15 protein-coding genes are annotated in these 19,937 nt (G+C 58.0%); 10 read left to right on the forward strand and 5 right to left on the reverse strand.

Features of this window, described 5'->3' with window-relative positions:
• Nucleotides 1-491 precede the first annotated feature (491 nt).
• From RBB77_RS06355 to RBB77_RS06380, 6 genes are all read left to right on the forward strand, one after another.
• Nucleotides 492-4,061 carry a TonB-dependent receptor gene (locus RBB77_RS06355; protein WP_353065671.1) on the forward strand — a complete coding sequence of 1,190 codons (3,570 nt, stop codon included), beginning with the start codon at nt 492-494 and terminating at the stop codon, nt 4,059-4,061.
• 343 nt (nt 4,062-4,404) lie between these two features.
• A complete protein-coding gene (locus RBB77_RS06360; protein WP_353065673.1) occupies nt 4,405-5,901 on the forward strand; it encodes a GH1 family beta-glucosidase in 1,497 nt (498 codons plus the stop codon).
• Between the two features lie 42 nt (nt 5,902-5,943).
• Nucleotides 5,944-7,737: a MutS-related protein gene (locus tag RBB77_RS06365; RefSeq protein WP_353065675.1), complete on the forward strand. Its 1,794-nt coding sequence runs from the start codon at nt 5,944-5,946 to the stop codon at nt 7,735-7,737.
• Nucleotides 7,738-8,066: 329 nt separating this feature from the next.
• Nucleotides 8,067-8,825 carry an electron transfer flavoprotein subunit beta/FixA family protein gene (locus RBB77_RS06370; protein ID WP_353065677.1) on the forward strand — a complete coding sequence of 253 codons (759 nt, stop codon included), beginning with the start codon at nt 8,067-8,069 and terminating at the stop codon, nt 8,823-8,825.
• Complete coding sequence (locus RBB77_RS06375) at nt 8,822-9,772, forward strand: electron transfer flavoprotein subunit alpha/FixB family protein (protein ID WP_353065679.1); 951 nt, start codon at nt 8,822-8,824, stop codon at nt 9,770-9,772. The genes RBB77_RS06370 and RBB77_RS06375 overlap by 4 nt, the downstream gene beginning before the upstream one ends.
• A 223-nt stretch (nt 9,773-9,995) precedes the next feature.
• On the forward strand, nt 9,996-12,716 hold the full coding sequence (locus tag RBB77_RS06380; protein WP_353065681.1) for a (Fe-S)-binding protein: 2,721 nt from the start codon (nt 9,996-9,998) through the stop codon (nt 12,714-12,716).
• Between the two features lies 1 nt (nt 12,717).
• On the opposite strand, the gene RBB77_RS06385 is transcribed toward RBB77_RS06380, so the two are convergent.
• The gene (locus RBB77_RS06385; protein WP_353065683.1) at nt 12,718-13,662 is read right to left on the reverse strand and encodes an alpha/beta hydrolase; all 945 of its coding nucleotides are present in this window, start codon (nt 13,660-13,662) and stop codon (nt 12,718-12,720) included.
• A 117-nt stretch (nt 13,663-13,779) separates the two neighbouring features.
• Nucleotides 13,780-14,220 (reverse strand): septal ring lytic transglycosylase RlpA family protein, encoded by a 441-nt coding sequence (locus tag RBB77_RS06390; protein ID WP_353065685.1) that lies wholly within the window; start codon nt 14,218-14,220, stop codon nt 13,780-13,782.
• A 157-nt stretch (nt 14,221-14,377) separates the two neighbouring features.
• Between RBB77_RS06390 and RBB77_RS06395 the strand changes: the two genes are divergently transcribed.
• From RBB77_RS06395 to RBB77_RS06405, 3 genes are all read left to right on the forward strand, one after another.
• On the forward strand, nt 14,378-14,710 hold the full coding sequence (locus RBB77_RS06395; protein ID WP_353065687.1) for a hypothetical protein: 333 nt from the start codon (nt 14,378-14,380) through the stop codon (nt 14,708-14,710).
• A gap of 8 nt (nt 14,711-14,718) precedes the next feature.
• On the forward strand, nt 14,719-15,279 hold the full coding sequence (locus RBB77_RS06400; RefSeq protein ID WP_353065688.1) for a DUF4136 domain-containing protein: 561 nt from the start codon (nt 14,719-14,721) through the stop codon (nt 15,277-15,279).
• 246 nt (nt 15,280-15,525) lie between these two features.
• Nucleotides 15,526-16,113 (forward strand): YceI family protein, encoded by a 588-nt coding sequence (locus RBB77_RS06405; RefSeq protein WP_353065690.1) that lies wholly within the window; start codon nt 15,526-15,528, stop codon nt 16,111-16,113.
• A 74-nt stretch (nt 16,114-16,187) separates the two neighbouring features.
• Here the strand turns inward: RBB77_RS06405 and RBB77_RS06410 are convergent, their stop codons facing one another.
• The 3 genes from RBB77_RS06410 to RBB77_RS06420 form a co-directional block, all read right to left on the reverse strand.
• Nucleotides 16,188-16,631, reverse strand: a complete 444-nt coding sequence (locus RBB77_RS06410; protein ID WP_353065692.1) for a nuclear transport factor 2 family protein — start codon at nt 16,629-16,631, stop codon at nt 16,188-16,190.
• An 80-nt stretch (nt 16,632-16,711) separates the two neighbouring features.
• A complete protein-coding gene (locus RBB77_RS06415; protein ID WP_353065694.1) occupies nt 16,712-17,329 on the reverse strand; it encodes a CGNR zinc finger domain-containing protein in 618 nt (205 codons plus the stop codon).
• A gap of 565 nt (nt 17,330-17,894) precedes the next feature.
• On the reverse strand, nt 17,895-19,046 hold the full coding sequence (locus tag RBB77_RS06420; protein ID WP_353065696.1) for a lactonase family protein: 1,152 nt from the start codon (nt 19,044-19,046) through the stop codon (nt 17,895-17,897).
• Between the two features lie 111 nt (nt 19,047-19,157).
• Between RBB77_RS06420 and RBB77_RS06425 the strand changes: the two genes are divergently transcribed.
• Nucleotides 19,158-19,904: an N-acetylmannosamine-6-phosphate 2-epimerase gene (locus RBB77_RS06425; protein WP_353065698.1), complete on the forward strand. Its 747-nt coding sequence runs from the start codon at nt 19,158-19,160 to the stop codon at nt 19,902-19,904.
• Nucleotides 19,905-19,937: the final 33 nt, after the last annotated feature.

The following is a 19,937-nucleotide window of genomic DNA, read 5'->3' on the forward strand; positions in this document are numbered from 1 at the left end:
CTCTCCTCCCCTTTATTTAAAGGAGTAACTAGTCTGAGTCCGAAAAGGTCTCTTTGAATCGTCTGACCAATTCCCAACCCCGTCTTGCATCTCTCCTCAATCCTCCCCCAATTGAGCGCCGTACGGCATAATCATCTCCTAGTTCCGATCGAGAGACTTCAGGCAAAAGCCAAACTGGTACGACCAACAATCCCGGTCTGTTCCTGAAGGGTCTTCGGAGTCACCCCCACGCCAAAAACTTTCTTGACAAGCAATAGTTCAATCCAGCAGAATCCTCAGCCGGGGAAGACTAACATCATTTCCTCTACTCAAACGTTTGAAGTAAATGCAGTACGAGCTTCACTTGCCGCACAATAGGGCGATTTTTCCATAAAACAGCAACTGCATTCCTAGTTTGTTGAGCAGAATTCAACGAAACTCTGCCAGCCAAGCACTGCAACGAGAAATCGACTTAAACGATTTACAAACCAAGCACCGAAGGGCAGGACAATATGATCTACGATTCGAAAACCCAGATGAACCGCATAGGCCAGTGCGGACGCAGATTGTCTCGGGGATGGAGTAAGCCGGCTTATCTACTGGCGCTTCTTGTCCTCTTTACCTCAGCAGCCTTCGCGCAGCTGACCACCGCCGACATCCTCGGCACCGTCACCGATGCCACAGGCGCCGTCGTTCCCAACGCCACCGTGGTCCTCACCAACGTCGGAACCAACGAAAAGCGCACCACAGTCTCCAACAGCTCGGGCGACTATAACTTCACGCTCCTGTCAGTCGGACACTACTCCATTTCGGTCAAAGCCGCGGGCTTCCAGACCTTTGTAACGAACGACCTCTCCGTAGAGGCTGGTGACCGCGCCCGTAACGACGTTCACCTCCTGCTCGGTGCAGAATCGACCGTCGTCGAAGTCACCGCCAGCACCCCTCTTCTCCAGGCTGACAGCGCAACCGTCAGCTCCACCGTTACTGCAAAAGCCGTGCAGGACCTTCCCCTCAACGGCCGTAACTTCGTTCAGCTCGTGGGCCTCGTCCCCGGCGCCAACGAAGGTGCTGGCAACGGCCTCTCGAGCGGTGGCCGTCCAGATGATCGCCGCACCAACGCAGCCGGCTTGTCCGTCAACGGACAGGACGACTCCCTCAACAACTGGGTCGTTGACGGTATCGACGACAACGAGCGCATCATCGGCACCATCGGTATCAAGCCGAACGTTGAAGGTATTCAGGAAATCACCGTCCAGACCAACAGCTACTCTCCAGAGGCTGGTCGTACCGCCGGCGGCGTCATCAACCTCATCACCCGCTCTGGAACAAACGCATTCCACGGTTCCGTCTACGAGTACTTCCGCAACGATGTAACCGACGCTCGTAACGTCTTCGCAACCACCGGCAGCAAACCCGAGCTGCGTCAGAATCAGTACGGCGTCAGCATCGGCGGACCGATCATCAAAGACAGAACCTTCTTCTACTTTGACTGGGAAGGCCTCCGGAACGTCCAGGGCGTAACCGACACCGGCACGGTGCCGACTCAATCCGAATTCAACAACATCAACAGCATCAACGGTGGATCGCCTCAGGCTCTTTTCAGCACAAGCAACGGAACACTTCAGGCGTCTCAAGGATTGGTCACCGGTACGCCAGTGCCCATCAATCCGATTGCACTCGCCTACCTGAAGCTGTACCCGGCACCGACCAACAGCAATCTCTCAAACAACTACATCATCAGCCCGAGCAAAACCCAGGACTACAACCTCTATGACGCTCGCGTAGACCACAAGTTCAACGATAAAAACATATTGTTTGGCCGTTGGTCCTACAACAAAGTTACGAGCTTCACGCCTCCCAACTTCGGAACCGTAAACGGTGTTGAGGTTTCGGGTGGAAGGTACAACTTTGACGGTCCCGCCTCCGACTTCGCAACACAGTTTGCATTCGGCTTCACGCACATCTTCAACCCCAATCTGCTGGTCGACCTGCGGTTAGGCTACACTCGCATCAACAACCTCTCTCTTCCGCTCAACTATGGCGTCGGGATCGACCAGAAACTCGGCTTCCCTGCCAGCATGACCAGCTTCAGCCCCTTTGCTGACTCTCTCACGCCCTTCGCGGTTGGCCCCTTCGGCGACATCGGCGACGGTGCGTATGTTCCCCTGCAGGACATCGACAACACCTTCCAGTACTCCGGTACGCTTAGCTGGACCAAGGGCAACCACAACATCAAGGCGGGCCTCAGCCTCATTCGCCGCCAGGCTCGTAACGTCCAAAGCGCCTCTGCAGTCGGTGCGTATCAGTTCAACCTCCAGAGCGACACCTTGAATGCAGGTGGCGACCAGCAAACAATTCAGGACAACCAGCTGGCCTCAACTCTCCTCGGCGGCTTCAACAACCAGCAGCGTAATTTCAACATCAACGCGCCGGACTATCGCAGCTGGGAGCCAGGCGGGTTCGTTCAGGACAGCTGGAAGGTCAACCCCAAGCTGACCTTGATCTATGGCCTTCGCTACGATGTATTCACCCCGTTCACCGAAGCTCATAACCATATCTCGAACTACGACTTCCTTGACGCGCTCAGCAACCCAGCCGCCGCCACAAGCAGCGCGTTGAAGATTGCTGGTGTCAATGGCGTCAACTCGCAGGTCAACCTCCCAACCGACTACGGTGATGTTGCTCCGCGCGTTGGTTTCTCCGCGCAGCTCACACCCCAAACCGTCCTCCGCGGTGGCTACGGAATCAGCTACTTCCCCGGCAACTACACCTCCAATGCCGACCTGAAGAACGCACCGTTTACCTCCGTGTATAACCCGTCCTGCCAATCCACCATCGCTGTCCAACTCATTAAGTATGAGAATGGCGGCGCGCTGCCCAAGGGCCAAAACGGAGACTGCGTCGCTCAGGCACAACCTGGGGACTTGAGCCTCGGAATACCCCAACCCGCCGCCCCCAACGCGGCACAACTCGCCAATCTTGCTACGATCCCCGGCATCGGGTTCGTCGCAGAAGCGCCGAAGTTCAAGAACGCCATGATCCAGCAGTACAACCTGCAGGTTCAGCAGCAGTTCGGATCCAACGTCTTCACCATCGGCTATGTCGGCAACATCGGCCAGCATCTGCCGGAGTCCATCAACAACATCAATCAGGCGCTGCCGTACGATCCCTTCGCCCCACTGGGAAGCGCTACCAACCCAGTAGGCGGAGCCCGTCCGCTCGATGCAGTCTTCCATGCTGCCGGACCTAACGCACCAGGCGGTATCAGCTACATCAATAGCGGCGGTATCTCCAACTACAACGCTCTCCAGACCTCCTACCAGCGTCGCTTTACCAAGGGGCTGGCCTTTGATGCGAACTACACTTGGGGCAAAGCTCTGAGCGACATCACTGGCTTCTCCCAACAGGGCGGCAACCAAGGTTGGAGCAACGCCAATCCGTTCAACATCCGGGGGACGGAATACGGAGTGGCAGAACTTGATATCCAAAACCGCTTCGCTCTTGGTCTGAACTACGAACTCCAGTACGGCAAGAACTTCACAGGTGCAAAGAAAGCCGCTCTTGGCGGGTGGTCGTTCAATACCATCACCGTCTGGCAGAGTGGTAAGCCCTTCACCATCGTTAACAATGGTGGCGGAGGCGGCGGCCCTCTCAACACCCCGAACGACAACCCTGACGGCAACGGCTTTAACAATCGCGCAGTTCCCCAAAACAGCGGGGGCCAGGATCGTCCCAATCTGATTGGGGATCCACGCGGATCTAAGTCGATTCACAACTTCTTCAACACACAAGCCTTCCAGCCTCAAGCCCTCGGAACCATTGGGACTGCACCGCGCAACGTGCTGTTCGGACCCAACTTCCGTCACGTGGACCTCTCGGTCTTCAAAAACTTCACCATCACCGAACGGTTTGGACTGCAGTTCCGCGCAGAGAGCTACAACATCTCGAACACGCCGAACTTCTACCTCCAGAACGGTCAACCTGGCGATGCCTTGGGTAATGCCGGATTCGGAAGCATCTCGCAGACCGATCCGAACTACACCGCACGGCAGTACCAGTTTGCCCTCAAGGTGCTGTTCTAAATCAAACGCAGCATAATCACCCGTCGGCGAAGAGAAACCCTCTTCGCCGACGGGTAACTTTTGCCTCGACTCCTTAAGCCGCAAAAAGCCGCAAAAGGAGATCGCTTACTTCCTCAATCGCGGCATGAAAAATAAATCTCGAAACACTGTCACATTTTTCCAACCCCGAAAACACATCATCTAAAACACCACATCTACCACGCATCGCACCACAAACTCACCACCAAAACACCACGTTCCTGACCAGGTTTTCCCCGAACCCCCCTTCAAATTCCGAGTTTTCCCCATCCTATTTTTTTGTGCCATAGAGCACGCAAAGCAGTCCACCCGGAGACCACCTGACATGAACCGCCGAAGTTTTCTCGCCCAAACATCTGCGTGGGCCGCTGCAGCCGCGCTTCCCAAGCTCTCCGGAGCCTCCATCCTCCCCACCCTCAACGCCGTCGCAGAGCAGACTCCCGCCGCAGGCGAAATCAAGTTTCCTAAGGACTTCCTCTGGGGCACCGCCACCGCCGCATACCAAGTCGAAGGCGCCTGGAACGTCGATGGCCGCGGAGAAACAGTTTGGGATCGCTTCAGCCACGCTCCAGGCAACGTCAAGGGCGCCTACACCGGCGACGAAGCCTGCGATGACTATCACCGCTTCCCCGAAGACATTGCCTTCATGAAGCAGATGAACATGCGCAGCTATCGCTACTCCATCGCATGGTCACGCATTCAACCGACTGGTGAAGGCACCATAAACCAGAAGGGAATCGACTACTACAAGCGCCTCACCGATACAGTCCTCAAAGCCGGCATGCGTCCGCTCGTCACCCTCTACCACTGGGACCTCCCTCAGCCTCTCGAGGACAAAGGCGGCTGGCCCAACCGCGACACCGCCGCACGCTTCGCTGACTACGCCGAGATAGCAGTCAAGGCGCTAGGCGATCGCATCAACACATGGGCCATCTTCAACGAGCCCTGGGTCTTCACCTATCTAGGCTATGGTAGCGGCGTCCATGCTCCTGGCAAACAGGACTTCGACCTCTTCCTCAAAGCCTCACATACCGTCAACCTTGCGCAGGGAGACGCCTTCCGCGCCATCAAAGCCATCGCTCCGAAGTCCAAAGTCGGCACAGCCTTCAGCATGTCTTCCACCACGCCGGCGACTTCCTCACCCGAGGACGCAGCCGCAGCCAAACGCTTCGACGCCTTCAATAACGTCTGGTTTCTCGAGACCGCCCTGCGTGGTCACTATCCCGAAGCTTTCGTCCACGGCGTTCCCCTAGAGACCATGGGCTTCCAGAGCGGCGACGACAAGCGCATGACCGCGCCACTCGACTACATCGGAGTCAACTACTACTTCCGCCAAATAGTCGCTAACCTCGCGACCCCTGCTCCCACTAAACCCTCCTACGACGCCATGGGCTTCAACCACTACAACGGAAAAGAGGGCCCCCTCACCGAAATCGGTTGGGAGGTCTATCCACGCGGTATGTATGAGATCGTGCAGCGTGTCTCAAAGGACTACAAACTCCCGATCGAGATCACCGAAAACGGCTGTTCCTACGGCGACTATCCAGACGCCAGCGGTCGCGTCGCCGATGTCCGCCGCATTCACTACTACCGGGAACACCTTCGCGAACTCGCTCGCGCCATTCAAGACGGTGCCGATGTTCGCGGCTACCACTCCTGGTCCATCCTCGACAACTTCGAGTGGTCCGAAGGCTATACCCAACGCTTCGGCATGGTCTTCGTGGACTTCCCCACGCAGCGCCGCTTCATGAAGGATTCAGGAAAGTGGTACGCCCGCGTCGCATCCACGAATACTGTTGAAGCCAGTGCCGCGACAACGTAGTGAACCATCGGCGAGGCACAGAGGGTAAGCGATAATACCTCTGTGCCTCCGTCTGACCTTTCCCCTTCCGAAGAATATAAACAGCGCCAGCAAGCCCGCGAGCAACACGTCGCGCACTTCGAAAAACTGCATCGTCGATTTGGAAACCTCCGACTCCTCATAGTCACTGCAACCCTGATCGCTGCCTGGTTCTCTCTCCACAACGACGCATTCTCGCCCTGGTGGCTCCTAACCGGCCCCGCGTTATTCCTTGCGATCGCCATCCTTCACGCAAGCGTCCTTCGCAAGCGTGCCTGCGCCGAGCGAGCTGTCGACTTCTATCGCAAGGGCCTCACCCGCATCGAAGACCGCTGGATAGGCACCCGCCAAACCGGCGAACGCATCGACACCCACACCAGCCTCTATGCCACCGACCTCGACCTCTTCGGCTCCGGCAGCCTCTTCGAACTTCTCTCCTTAGCTCGCACACGCATGGGCGAAGACGCCCTCGCCATGTGGCTCCTCACCCCATCCCCGATCGCCGACATCAAGCAGCGCCACACCGCAGTCACGGAACTGCGTACCCGCCTCGATCTTCGCGAAGACGTCGCCGTCCTCGGAGAAGATCTGAAAGTCGGCATCCACACAGAAGCCCTCACGCACTGGGCCGAAGCACCCAATCAACTCAAACATCGTGCTCTTCGCTGGTTCTCTCTCGCTCTCTCCTTCGCATCGATAGCATCAGCCGTCTACTGGGCCGAGCGCGGAGAAAAAACTCCCTTCTTCCTAATTCTCGCTCTCGCATGCATCATCACCGCATCTCTTCGCAAGCAAACCGCCGAAGTTCTCCAATCCACCGAGCACGCCCTAAAAGACCTCCAACTCCTCTCATCTCTCTTGGCCCGCCTCGAACGCGAAGCCTTTGAATCCCCCCGTCTGCAAACCCTTAGGCAAGCGCTCTCCTCGCATCACCTCCCCGGCTCTCAAGCCATCGGCCGCCTGCGAACCATCGTGGAGTACATCAACGCGCTCGAAAACCCCATCATGCGCGCCCTCAACGTGCCGCTCCTGTACGCCGTTCAGGTCGCCTACGCAGCCAAGGCCTGGCGCAGCGCCCACGGAGCCGCCGTTCGCACCTGGCTCACCGCCATCGGCGAAGCCGAAGCGCTCCTCTCCCTCTCTGCCTACGCCTACGAGCATCCCACCGATCCCTTCCCTGAGTTTGTCGAAGGACCGCCCTGTTTCGTCGCTGAACAACTCGGTCACCCGCTCATCGCCGTCGCAAAGTGCGTCCGCAACGACGTCAGTATCTGTGGCGACACTCGCGTCCTCCTCATCAGCGGCTCCAACATGTCCGGCAAAAGCACGCTCATGCGCGCCGTCGGCATCAACACCGTCCTCGCCATGGCCGGAGCCCCCGTTCGGGCCAAAAGATTGCAACTCACGCCGCTACAAATAGGCGCAAGCATCCTCATCAACGACTCTCTCCAGGAAGGAAGCTCCCGTTTCTATGCCGAAATCACGCGTCTCCGCCAAATCTGCGACCTTGCCGAAAATCATCCCCCCGTCCTCTTCTTGCTAGACGAACTTCTCCAGGGCACAAACTCAAAGGACCGCCTAGTTGGAGCCCAAGGCGTAGTTCACGCCTTACTCGACAGCGGAGCCATCGGTCTCATCAGCACCCACGATCTCGCCTTGACCAACATCGGCCAACAGCGCGATCCTCGCCTCCACAACGTTCATCTCCAGGACGAAATCGAAGACGGAAAGATGAAGTTCGACTTTAAGCTGCAGGAGGGCGTCGTCACCAAAAGCAACGGCATCGAGCTCATGCGCCTCATCGGCCTCAAAGTTTGATTTCCAGCAGCGGTGCTGTCGCTTCCCTCCGACCAAAGGAAGGACGAGGCCCCACCCTACCAAGACCGGTACACAAGTCACGAAGTGACCGCCTCCCGCGCAGGGAGCCCGTCCGGCAGGACGCGTCGTTGGGGCGTTCAGCGTGACGCGTTGACGAACTGAACGCCCATTCAGTATCCTTCTCGCGTCGAAGCAAAGCTCTTTTCGCAGCACCGATCCAGCGACACCGCACCACGTCTCGATCAAACCAAACGCGGTATCCACTCACAACGCCAAGCCGCCTCAAAGAGTCAAATCACACGACGCACAGGAATGAAGCAGGAGAACACATGCGCATACTGACCTACATTCGGCAGGTACTCGACGCTGAAGAGAGCGTGCACATAGCAAACGATGCCGTCGCGCTCGAAAACAGCAAGCTCGTCATGGACACCATGGACGAGTACGGCGTCGAAGAGGCACTGCGCCTTCGCGAGAGCGGCATCGAGGCCGAAATCGTCGCCGTGGCCGTAGGCTCCGCCCGCATCCAGGATGCACTCCGAACCGCCCTTGCGATGGGCGCCGACCGCGCCATCCACGTCGAAACCGACACCCGTCTCGACGCCATCGCCCTCAGCAAAGTTCTCGCCCAACTCGCCACGCAAGAGCAGGCAACTCTCATCTTCTCCGGCGGTCAGCAAGCCGACTGGGACTCGCACGCCCTCGCCGCCGCAACCGCCGAACGCCTCAACTGGCCGCAAGTCACCTGGACCAGCGCCCTCGAACTCAAAGGCACAACCCTCACCGGCAAGCACGACGCCGACGAAGGCAGCGAATCCTTCACCCTCGAACTCCCCGCCGTCGTCACCACCCAGCAGGGCCTCAACGAGCCGCGCTATCCCACACTCCCCAACATCATGAAGTCAAAGAAAAAAGAGCTGCGCAAAGAGTCTCTCGATGAGTTCGACGTCACCCCAAAGCTCAAATTCGTCAGCGCCGAAATCCAGGTAAAAAATCGCCTCAATAAAATCCTCGACGGCAAAGACGCGCCCGCCGCCGCCGCTCAACTCGTAGATCTTCTCCGCAACGAAGCAAGGGTGATCGCATGATTCTCATCGTCGTGGAGTACGCCAACGGCAAAGTAAGCAAGAGCACTTGGGAGATGATCACTGCCGCCCGCGAGTCCGGCCGCGAAGCTCCTCTCACAGCGCTCGTCCTTGGCAGCAACATCTCCGCCATCGCCGCCGAAGTCGCCCGCGCCGTCGACCAGGTCCTCGTCGCCGACCTCCCCGCGCTCGCCCAATATGACCCCGAACTCTGGTCAGCCGCCGTCGCGCAGATCGCCGCCGAAGGCGAAGCCAACCTCGTTCTCATTGGCGGCAGCCGCAGCGGCCGCGAGTACAGCCCCCGCGTCGCCATCAAACTCGACGCCCCCTTGCTCGAAGACGTCATCACCCTCAAATCCAGCGCCGAAACCAACACCGCACAGCGCTACACCTTCCTAGCGCGCGTCACCGAAACTATAGAGTCGACCACACCCATCGCCGTAGTCACCATTAAACCCGGTGTCTTCAATCCCGCAACGCCGAAGGCCGAGGCAGCGGAACAATTCGATGTAGACCTAAACTTACCCACCCCACGCCTCAAAGTCACCGGCAAGACCGCCGAGCGCAGCTCACGCATCTCGCTCTCCGAAGCCGAAATCGTCGTCTCCGGCGGCCGCGGCGTTGGCAGCGCCGAAGGCTTCACCCAATACGTCGAAGCGCTCGCCGACCAACTAGGAGCCGCCGTCGGCGCAACCCGCGCCATCGTCGATGCAGGCTGGCGCCCCTACTCCGAACAAGTCGGCCAGACAGGCAAAACAGTTCAGCCAAAGACCTACATCGCCATCGGAATCTCCGGCGCGGTCCAACACCTCTCCGGCATGAACAAGAGCAAAACCATCGTAGCCATCAACCGCGACCCCGAAGCTCCCATCTTCAAAATCGCCGACTACGGCATCATCGGCGACGTCACCCAACTAGTCCCAGCCATCCTCACAGAACTGAAGAAATAATCGTGGCACGTTCCGACAGTTACAACGAAGTCGTTCTCCTGAGCAATAAAGATTGCGGTTGTCATTCATAGCGATAACAATGAGATTGTCATTCTGAGCGGAGCGAAGAATCCCTATATTTTGTCCTTGTTGTCGCTCGGCCCCTGATCAAGAACGCCCCGAATTCGAACGACCAGAAATCATCACGAGCACCTGAACAACGAACGCGAACGACGCCGGCCCAATGCTTCCATTCCCTCAGAAGATCGCCTTCCTCCTCTTCGCTACCGCCACCCTCACTTTGGGCCTGTGGGGCTTCTATCGTATCTACCTCCGCATTCGCCGCGGCACTGCGGATCCCGAACCTCGCTTCAATCACCTCCCCCGCCGCTTCATCTACGCCCTAATCACCACGCTCACCCAGCAGCGTACCTTCAAAAAGCGTCCAACCATAGGTCTCTTCCACTCCTTCATCTTCTACGGCTTCGTCTTCTATGGTTTGGTCAACCTCGTCGACGCCGCCGAAGGCTTCCTCCCGATATCTTCCGGCCAAATAAGTTTCTCCTTCAGCCCTCCCGCTCTCAATCAGGCGTTCCTCTACACCCTCATCACCGTCCTAACAACCTACAGCTTCCTCGCCGATGTACTTAGCTTCCTGGTCCTCCTCGGCGTAGTCGCACTCGTCATCCGCCGTTTCGCTTTGCCCAGCCGCGCAGACTTCCGCTTCAATCTCCGAACCCTCCTCCACAAAGACGTTCAACAAGAAAAGATCACCCGCGACTCTCTCATCGTCTCCGCTTTCATCCTCTTCCACGTAGGCAGCCGCGCCATCGGGGCCGGAGCCCGCATCGCAGCCGAAGGTCCCTCGTACCACGAGCCCTTCGCGACCCTGCTCTCCAACCTCTTCACTCCCGCCAATGCCGAAGCCTTCCGCATCTTCGGCTACTGGGGAGCGCTCGGCTCTGTCCTTGCCTTCCTCGCCTACTTCCCCTACACCAAACACATCCACATCTTCATGGCGCCCGCGAAGTACTTCGTCGAGCGCGAACCCGCCTCCGGCGTTCTCCCTCCCGTAGCCCTCAACCTTGAGGCCGACAGCGAAGCAGAAGAAGCCAACGCCAAAACAATCGGAGCAGCAAAACTCGAAGACCTCGCCTGGCCGCGCCTCCTCGACGCCTACGCCTGCATCCAGTGCAACCGTTGCCAGGACGTCTGCCCCGCCACAGCCACCGGCAAATCCTTAAGCCCCGCCGCGCTTGAGATCAACAAGCGTATGGAGCTCAACGACCTCGCCGCTGCACAAAGTCCATTCTCGTTCACCGCCGCCCCCTTCGAAAAAGACGCTCCAAGCCCTCATCCTCTTCTGAAATTCGCACTCACCCCCGAAGCCGCCTGGGCCTGCACCACCTGCGGAGCTTGCATGGAGGTCTGCCCCACACAAAACGAGCAGATGCTCGACATCATCGACATTCGCCGCAACCAGGTCATGATCGAAGGCGAGTTCCCCAGCCAGCTCCAATCCGCCTTCCGCGGCATGGAGCGCGCCCAGAACCCATGGGGCATCAATCACGAGCAGCGCCTCGCCTGGGCCGACGGCCTCAACGTCAAAACCACCGACGAAAACCCCAACCCCGACGTCCTCTACTGGGTAGGCTGCGCCGCCAGCTACGACCCTCAAGCGCAAAAAACCGCCCGTGCCTTCGTCGAACTCCTCACCCACGCCGAGGTCAACTTCGCCGTTCTCGGCAAAAAAGAGTGTTGCACCGGCGACAGCGCCCGTCGCGCCGGCAACGAGTACCTCTACCGCCAGCTAGCAGACAAAAACGTCTCCACGCTCAACACCGTCCACCCGAAACTCATCGTAGCCAGCTGCCCCCACTGCATGAACTCCATCGGTCACGAGTACAAACAGATCGGCGGCGACTACAAAGTCCTCCATCACACCGAATACCTCGAAACCCTCGTCGCCAACAAACAGCTCACCCCCACACCCAGCCAGGCGACCATTACCTACCACGACCCCTGCTACCTCGGCCGTCACAACAGCGTCTATGAAGCCCCTCGGAATCTTCTAAACATCCTCTCGAACAACACCCCCGAGCTCCCCCGCAACAAAGAAAACTCGTTCTGCTGCGGAGCCGGCGGCGCCCAGTTCTGGAAAGAGGAAGAAGAAGGGAACGAGCGCATCTCCGACAACCGTTTCCGCGAAGCGCAGCAAACCCTCGCCCCGTCTGCCGGAGAAAAAGTTCTCGCCGTAGGCTGCCCCTTCTGCAAGAGCATGCTCGGGAGCACCCCTAGCAAAGCCGACTCCGAAGACATCGTCATCAAAGACGTAGCCGAACTCCTGCTCGAAGGCGTCCGCCGCAGCAAAGGCCTCACCGCCGCCTCGCAAAAGAGCGAGCTCAGCACACCTATTTCGCAACCAGCTCCCGAACCCGCAGTCGCCACCCTCACCGTCACACCGTCTCTAGGAGCAGAGATTCTCCCCGTCGAACTCCCCCAAACCGCCGCACCCTCCGCAGAACGAAAGAAGTGGCAACCCAAATCCGCCACCGCAAACCGGCCCGTCGAGAATCCTAACGATCCGATTCCGTCTGTCAGCCAGTCTCCGGCAACTCAGGCCACTAGCCTATCTCCAGTGACTGAGACCACCCAACCCACTCCTACTCCCGAGCGCAAGAAGTGGCAGCCCAAAACAACGCCAACTTCACCCGAACAACGAACCACCCCGGCTCCCGCCGCAACAATCGAACATCTGGCCGCAGCACCGGAACCCACGCCAACTCCGACATCCACTCCGAATCCATTCCCGACACCTACGCCTCCCGAACGCAAAAAGTGGCAGCCGAAGTCCGCTGCACCCGTCCCCGCTCCACAAACTCCGTCGCGCTCACCCGAGGAATCCGCCGCTCCCGCTGACCCGGCCCCGGCACGCAAAAAGTGGATTCCAAAGAAACCCAGCTAGCCTACCGACCCGCTTTCACCCAATCCGCCACTTTCCGCAGCATCTCCTTCGCCTGCGGCAAAAAAGGAAACTCATTCGCCGAAGCCGCGAACCCATGGTTCATCCCTTCGGCAAACACCTCCGTCACCTCCACTCCAGCCTCTGCCATCTTCTTCGCATAGACCTGCCCCTCATCCCGAAGCACGTCATACTCCGCCGTCACAACAAACGCCCTCGGCAATCCAGCCAGCGACTCGGCCAGCAGAGGAGACGCGCGAAAGTCCATCCCCTCACTCTTGTCATTCAAATAATGATCCCAGAACCACATCATCCCCAACCGCGTAAGCCCATATCCCTCTGCATTTTCCAGATAAGAAGCCGTAGGCGGATCATAGTAGGCCGCCGCCGGATAGAGCAGAATCTGCCCCGCCAGCCCACTCACCCCCTTGTCCCGCAGCAACAAAGCCACCACCGTCGCCAGCGTCCCCCCGGCGCTGTCACCCCCCACCATCACCCGCGAAGCGTCCGCACCCATCTCCCCGGCATGTGCGAGCACCCACTCGGTCGCCGCCAGGCAATCCTCCAACCCCGCAGGAAACTTATGCTCCGGCGCCAGCCGATAGTCCACCGAAACCACCAGCACCCCCGCCTCTTTCGCCAGCGCCCGGCAGTAAGGATCATGCGTCTCCAGTGTCCCTGCCACCCACCCGCCGCCATGAAAGAACACCACCACTGGAGCCGGCCCATCGTCACCCGCCGAATAAGCCCGTACTCTGATCTTCCGCCCACCCGCGGCGATCATCCCCTCTTCCACCCACACGTCGGCGAACTCCGGCATCGGCACAAACCGCGCCATCATCTCCACCCTATGCACCCTCGCCTGCTCCGGAGTCAGTTCGTGCGCTGGCGGATGGCCCAACGACTTCGCCTCATCCAAAAGCATCTGCAATCGGGGATCGAGCGGCATAGAAGCAATATACCCGCGGCCTGCAAACAGACGCACTCAGGCGCCAAGGAAGAAATCCTCGGAAGCAGGGAATCGCAGCTAATGCAAAGTCAAACCCGGCCGATAAGACCGGAAAGCTTAGTTCTGATAGGTCAGCAGTTCCAGTTTCACCGGATCGACGCCCGTATTCACCATTCGCAGCTGCCGCGCCGCGGCAAGCGACAGATCAATCACCCTGCCCGGGAAGAATGCCCCCCGGTCGGTGATCGTCACAATCACGGATCGCTGGTTCCGCAGATCGGTCACCTTCACCTTGCTGCCGAACGGGAGCGTCTTATGCGCCGCCGTCATCTCGTTCATATCGAAGATCCGGCCGCTGGCTGTCCGGCGCCCCTGCCACATGTCGCCATACCAACTCGCCAGCCCGCTCTTGATCCTGGTCAATACCGTAGCCTTTGGCATCCGCACCGTCGTGACGATCTCAGACGTGGTCACGTCATGCATCACCGGCACCGCTTCCGCCGCTCGCACAGTTGCCGGGATGGCATTGTCCGTCGCAAAGGCTGACAGAACTACCATCGCCGCTAAAGTGAAAGCGGTTCTGGCCCTTCCTGTCATGGTTGCTATACGTTCATTTCCAAGTCTCGGTTCCATCCCTTAAGTATAAGAAATTCAAGGCTTAAAGGGTATTTTTAATACACAAAAATGGCCTTCGGTTCACCACACCGGAGCCGCCTTGTCAACCATTTTTGGGGTTGCCTCAAGCCACAAAAAAAGTGCAAAAAGCTTCCCATTTTGGCAACTCCAGGTTACCAAAGGAGTTACTAAGGGGCTATGTGCCTTCCGCATCCAGAAACAGACGGGTGGCGCAGATCGATTTCGGCTGTCGGTTGGACTTGCTTTCATAGAAGTCCGGGCAGATACTTTCGGCGGGACGGATTTGCATCTGGCGACGGTCGCATTTTTCCGAAGTTCCAAGCGGGCCGATGTGCTTCTGTCCTGCATCCCTTCATTTGAGATCAGTGGGCCACACAAGAAACTAATCCAGCGGGAAAAGGAAATCCTATGAGATGTGGTTTGCAAATCGTACTTGCCGGTGCACTTTTGTTGGGGTCCTCAGTCATCGCTCTTGGCGATAATGTGAGGACAGACTACAACCATCAGACTAATTTCAGCCAGTACCACACGTATTCCTGGGGAAAAGTCACGACGAAGATTCCTTTTTATACCGACCGTATTAAGCAGGAGGTCAATCTACAGTTCCAGGCGAAGGGCTGGAGGCTAGTGGATTCGGGCGGTGCAGTCACTGTGTTTGCCTCCGATAATCTTCATAATCAGCAGGAAACACAGACGATGTACGACGGCTTTGGCGGCGGTTGGGGTGGTGGCTGGGGTTGGGGTGGCTGGGGTTGGGGCGGAGGATGGGCGGATCCTGGGCTAAGCCAGGCCACCACGACTACGACCAACCAACAGACGACCAACCTCGTGATCGACATATTCGAGAGCAATTCGAAGAACCTGCTGTGGAGGGGACTCGCCACAGCGGATCTTTCGAGTAACGCGTCCAAAAACGCGAAGTCCATGGACAACGATATCTCGAAGATGTTCAAAGGCTTTCCGCCGAAGCCGCAGAAGTAAACCAGACACGTCCATTCAACGCTCCCGTGATTGGGTTCATGGGAGCGTTGATGTTTCGCGTTACACGAAGAGCACGAGACGCGATGCCATTTTGCGTTATTTGCTTCTCTTGCGTCCTGATACGGACCTCGGCGATCTCGATTGAACCGGATAGAGAACGAGGCGACGACCGGCAGGCACAGTTCACGGATTGCTGATAAGCTTCTCCCTCCCCCCGGAATCCATCGAATCACGAAAGGAAACGTTATGAAGATGAGATATCTGGCAGCGCTGCCGATTCTTGCCGCACTCCTGGCGCCCCTAAGTTCGGCACAAGTTCCGGTCTTCAAGTTCGACAAGACTAAGAGCAGAATTGGGTTCAACGTGAAGGCCTCGGTCCCGATAGCCGGCAAATTCGACAAGTGGGAAGCCACTATGACATTCACCTCCACCGACGTCAAAACGGGTGTCCTGGACATCAAGGCCCAGGCAGACAGCGTCGACACAGGAAGCGGAATGAAGGACGGCAAGCTGAAGAGCAAAGACTTCTTCGACGCCGAGAACAATCCGTACATCACCTTCCACGCAGACAAAGTCGTTCAGACCGGTCCGAACACCTTCGACATCCCCGGCACCTTTACCATCCGCGGAGTCTCCAAACCTCAGACCTTGTCTATGACCGTCTCCGGTATCGGGACAGGCGAAGGCGATATCAAGGGAATACTCGCCTTTGACCGCAAAGACTACGGAATGAATAGCGGGATCCCCTTCATCAAGATCGCCGACCGCGTAGAGGTGGAAGTCAGCCTCCACGGCAAGCGCGTCAGCGGCCCCCCGATGAACGTAAAGCAATAGCTGATTCGGCCGTTTCACTTTGGAACCTTATGACCGCGAGGACTGGAGTTCGGAGTCCAGGCCTCGCACCGCCATCACTTCCTGGCTTCTACCCTGGTCAGCTGCGAAGCCACCGAGACCCAGCGCCCATCCCGTCTCTGCCAGACATCCAGCCAGTTGTAGGTCCCGCTGTTGTCCTTTCCCTTGTACGAGCTCACCTCATCATCGAACCCCTGCACAAAAGCCACATCGCCGAGCACCCGAACATGAACGTCATGGAGCCTGAAACTCTTGATGATCAGCGCCCCCGACCTCACATCATCGAGGAAGCCAGCCTTCGTACCCATGGTCCCGCTGTCGCTCTGTATGGTCCAGTCGCCCCCAACCAGCCTATCGAGCGTCGTTAGATCCTTGTGAAACATCGCCTCTCCCAGGGCAGCCTCAGAGTCGTTGATCGTGGTTTCGGCTGGCACATCCATCGTCCCCGCTACACATGTGAGAAGAATGTTCACTGCAAATAAACCAATCATTCGCTTCATCGGTACTCCTCCTTTGGACATCTCGTTTCGTACTCCCCAAAACCAAGCCCGAATCGGTCCCCGTCCCTAAAGGCGTCTCCCTATTTGCTTTTCTGTTGTTGCCGGTAGTACCGGCGCGCCTTCTCCCTGTTCCCGCAGTCCTTCATGTCACACCAGCGCCTGCGCTTTCCTCGGCTCTCGTCGAGAAAAAGCCATCCGCAAAGCCCGCCTCCGCACATGCCGATCCGAGCCGACCTCCGAGAGCAGAACAAAGACAACGCCTCTCCCGCCAGAATCGCCCGCAACTGCTGCGAAGCGGACTGCGAATCAGGCCGCCAATGCACTCTGCCGCCCTCACTCACAACCATCGGCTTGGGCGCGTTCGCCTCTTCGCGAATCGCCACCAGATCGTGCTCCGCAACCGGGTCTCCCAGAGCGAGCGTCAATCCGACGTGGTAGATCTCTTCCCGAAGCTCCCAAACCTCATCGATAGGCGACGGAGAATCCACCAGTTCGCCGTACAACTCAGGCTCGATTAATCCAACCTGAACCGTCCATCTGACAAACGACTCCCAGTCCCGAAGCAGCTCATCAGGCCGCTCGGCGAGGTGCTCCCCCGCGGTATTGCAAAAGTCGAGTGCAAGGTGGCCGCCAACTTGAGAAGAGACAATCTTCGCAAGTGCAGACCTCACAGCAACATCGCCATGACGATCTTTCATCAAAAAAATCGCTCCTATCGACCGTCTACTTTTATGCGAGACCGTTATACTATCTAACCGGTTAGATAGTCAAGTTGCTCGAAAACAGGTATTTACGATCTCAGAGTCGCGAGCCATCTTTCTCCGCGACCAACGGGAGCGCCAACCACAGGGATATACAAGTCACGAAGTGACCGCCGCCCGCGCAGGGCGCTTTCTTCAAAGAAAGGGAGGATCCAGCCGCGAAGCCCAAAGACTCTGTCAATGCCAAAAATCGTATAACCCAATTCCATTCAGTTACATACGCTCGGCGTATGAGTTACAGACCAGTCACTATAATGGATACATAGACAAAGAAACCCCAATTTTACGCGCTGGGGCTTCTTTGTCTATCTAGCAACGTATTCATTGTAGTGCTAACTAATTGATAACAAGTATTTTAGGCACAAGTCATCTGTTTTCTATATTTTGCAGGCGACATCTCCTCGCAAGCTACTGAATAGAAGTACTTTACCGCCAAAATACCCCCCCAGGCGGAGGGGGTACCCCCGGGTGGCATAAAACCCGGAGATTCAACAGAAAGGAATTAAGCAAACACCAGGCACTGTGGTCGCGACAATGGAAAACTCTTACCCGAGTACGTCAGTTTACCTGTCTTCGGGTCGCGAGCCAGCACCGAGATATTATCCGATTCCTGGTTGGCTATCAGAAGCCAGTGCCCACTGGGGTCGAGTGCAAGATGACGGGGAACCTTCCCGCCGCAGGGCATCCGGTTCAACAGAGTCAGCTTCCCATCGGTCGGTGAGATGGAAAACGTGACCACAATATCGTCGAAGCGGTCTGTCGCATAGGCAAACTTGCCCTCACGGTCGATCGTAATATCGTCCCCGTTGGTCGCGCCCTGGAAGTCGGCAGGCTTCATCACGATCTCCTGCACGGTCTCGAGCGTCCCGAGCTCGGAGTTCCACCGCAGTACCACCACCGAGGACGCCATCTCGGTGACGCAGTATGCAACCTTGCCGTTCGGATGAAACCGGAGCGCCCGCGGTCCTGCTCCCGGAGCCGACCGCCACGCCGCCGGCTCATTCGGAACAAGCTTCGCAGTAGAAGCATCCAGCCGGTAGATGTGAATCTCATCGAGCCCCAGATCGTTGACCAGGAGGAAGCGGTTATCCGGCGACACCGTCACCCGGTGAGCATGCGGAGCCTCCTGTCGCTCCGTGTTCGGACCGTGTCCGGTGTACTGAAAGAACGAAACCGCGGGACTCAACATCCCGCCCGTTCCAACCGCGAACGAAGCGGCGCTGCCCCCGCCGTAGTTCGCCGCAAACGCAGCCCGGCCCGTATGGTCGAAGGCGACATGACAGGTTCCTCCGCCCAGCGAAGGCTCCTGGTTCACCTTGGACAACCGCGTCTTGGTCCGGTCCAGCATAAAAGTCGACACCGCACCACTGTCCTTGCCCTCGAACTTATCCAGTTCGTTCGCAACAAGGAGGGTCTTGCCATCAGGAGCCAGAGCCAGAAAGGTAGGGTTCTCGGTCTCAGCCGCAAGACCAATCGCAGTCAAGTCCCCGGTCTTCTCCGAGAACGAGTAGGCATAGATCCCCTTGCTCGAGCCCGAAGTCTGAGTCCCAATCAGCAACGGCACCCCCTCCCGCTCAGCCGCAAACCCCACCCTGCCCACCACCGACAACGCTGCCGAACCGAAAACAAATCCACGCCGAGTAATCTGTTTCAATCTACGCTCCTTTTTCCCTCATCCACAATAACTCGAATTGCAGATAGTCTGTCTTTTACAGCCGTTGCATGAGCATTTCCCTCGACAGCTGCGTCCAAGGAAGCAAGCAAAGTGTCTCAAGCCTCAAACGCCCCCTTCAACTCGCCATTCCAACAGCTTCACGGCCGCATCGTCGTCTCTTGTCAAGCAGATGAAGGCGATCCGCTGGACGATCTAGACACGCTCAACCGAATCGCGACCTCCGTTCTGCGCGGCGGAGCAGGTGGTCTGCGCGCCGAAGGCGTAACCCGCATTGCAGCCTTCCGCTCCCTGACTGATCTCCCAATCATCGGTATCATCAAGGCCTATGACGCCAACGGAGACGTCTACATAACGCCCGACTTCTTCTCCGCGAAGGCCATCAGCGACGCCGGAGCTGACATCATCGCCCTCGACTGCACAGCGCGCCGTCTCACCGCTCCCGAACCCTGGACCGAACTCATCCCCCGAATCCACGCCGAGCTCCACCGTCCAGTCCTCGCCGATATCGCCTCCCTCGAAGACGCCGTCGCAGCCGAGCGTGCTGGAGCCGACGCCGTCGCGACCACCCTTTACGGCTACACTGCCGAGACCGCGGGCATTCGCACCCCTTCCTGGCCTCTCCTCCAAGCCCTCGTGGCACACTTGACCGTACCTATACTCCTGGAAGGCCACATCACCCACCCCCCGGACGCACTGCATGCCCTCACCCTGGGCGCCACCGCCGTCGTGGTCGGCTCTGCCATTACCCGTCCCGAGACCATCACTCGCCGATTCGTAGGGGTGGCCCGGCAGAAAAATCTCCACTTTACCAACGATCAAGCTGACGACGCAGTATAGTCATCTAGACATATCAAATGCGATTTAGATCGC

This window comes from Tunturibacter psychrotolerans (assembly GCF_040359615.1).
Taxonomy (GTDB): Bacteria; Acidobacteriota; Terriglobia; order Terriglobales; family Acidobacteriaceae; genus Edaphobacter; species Edaphobacter psychrotolerans.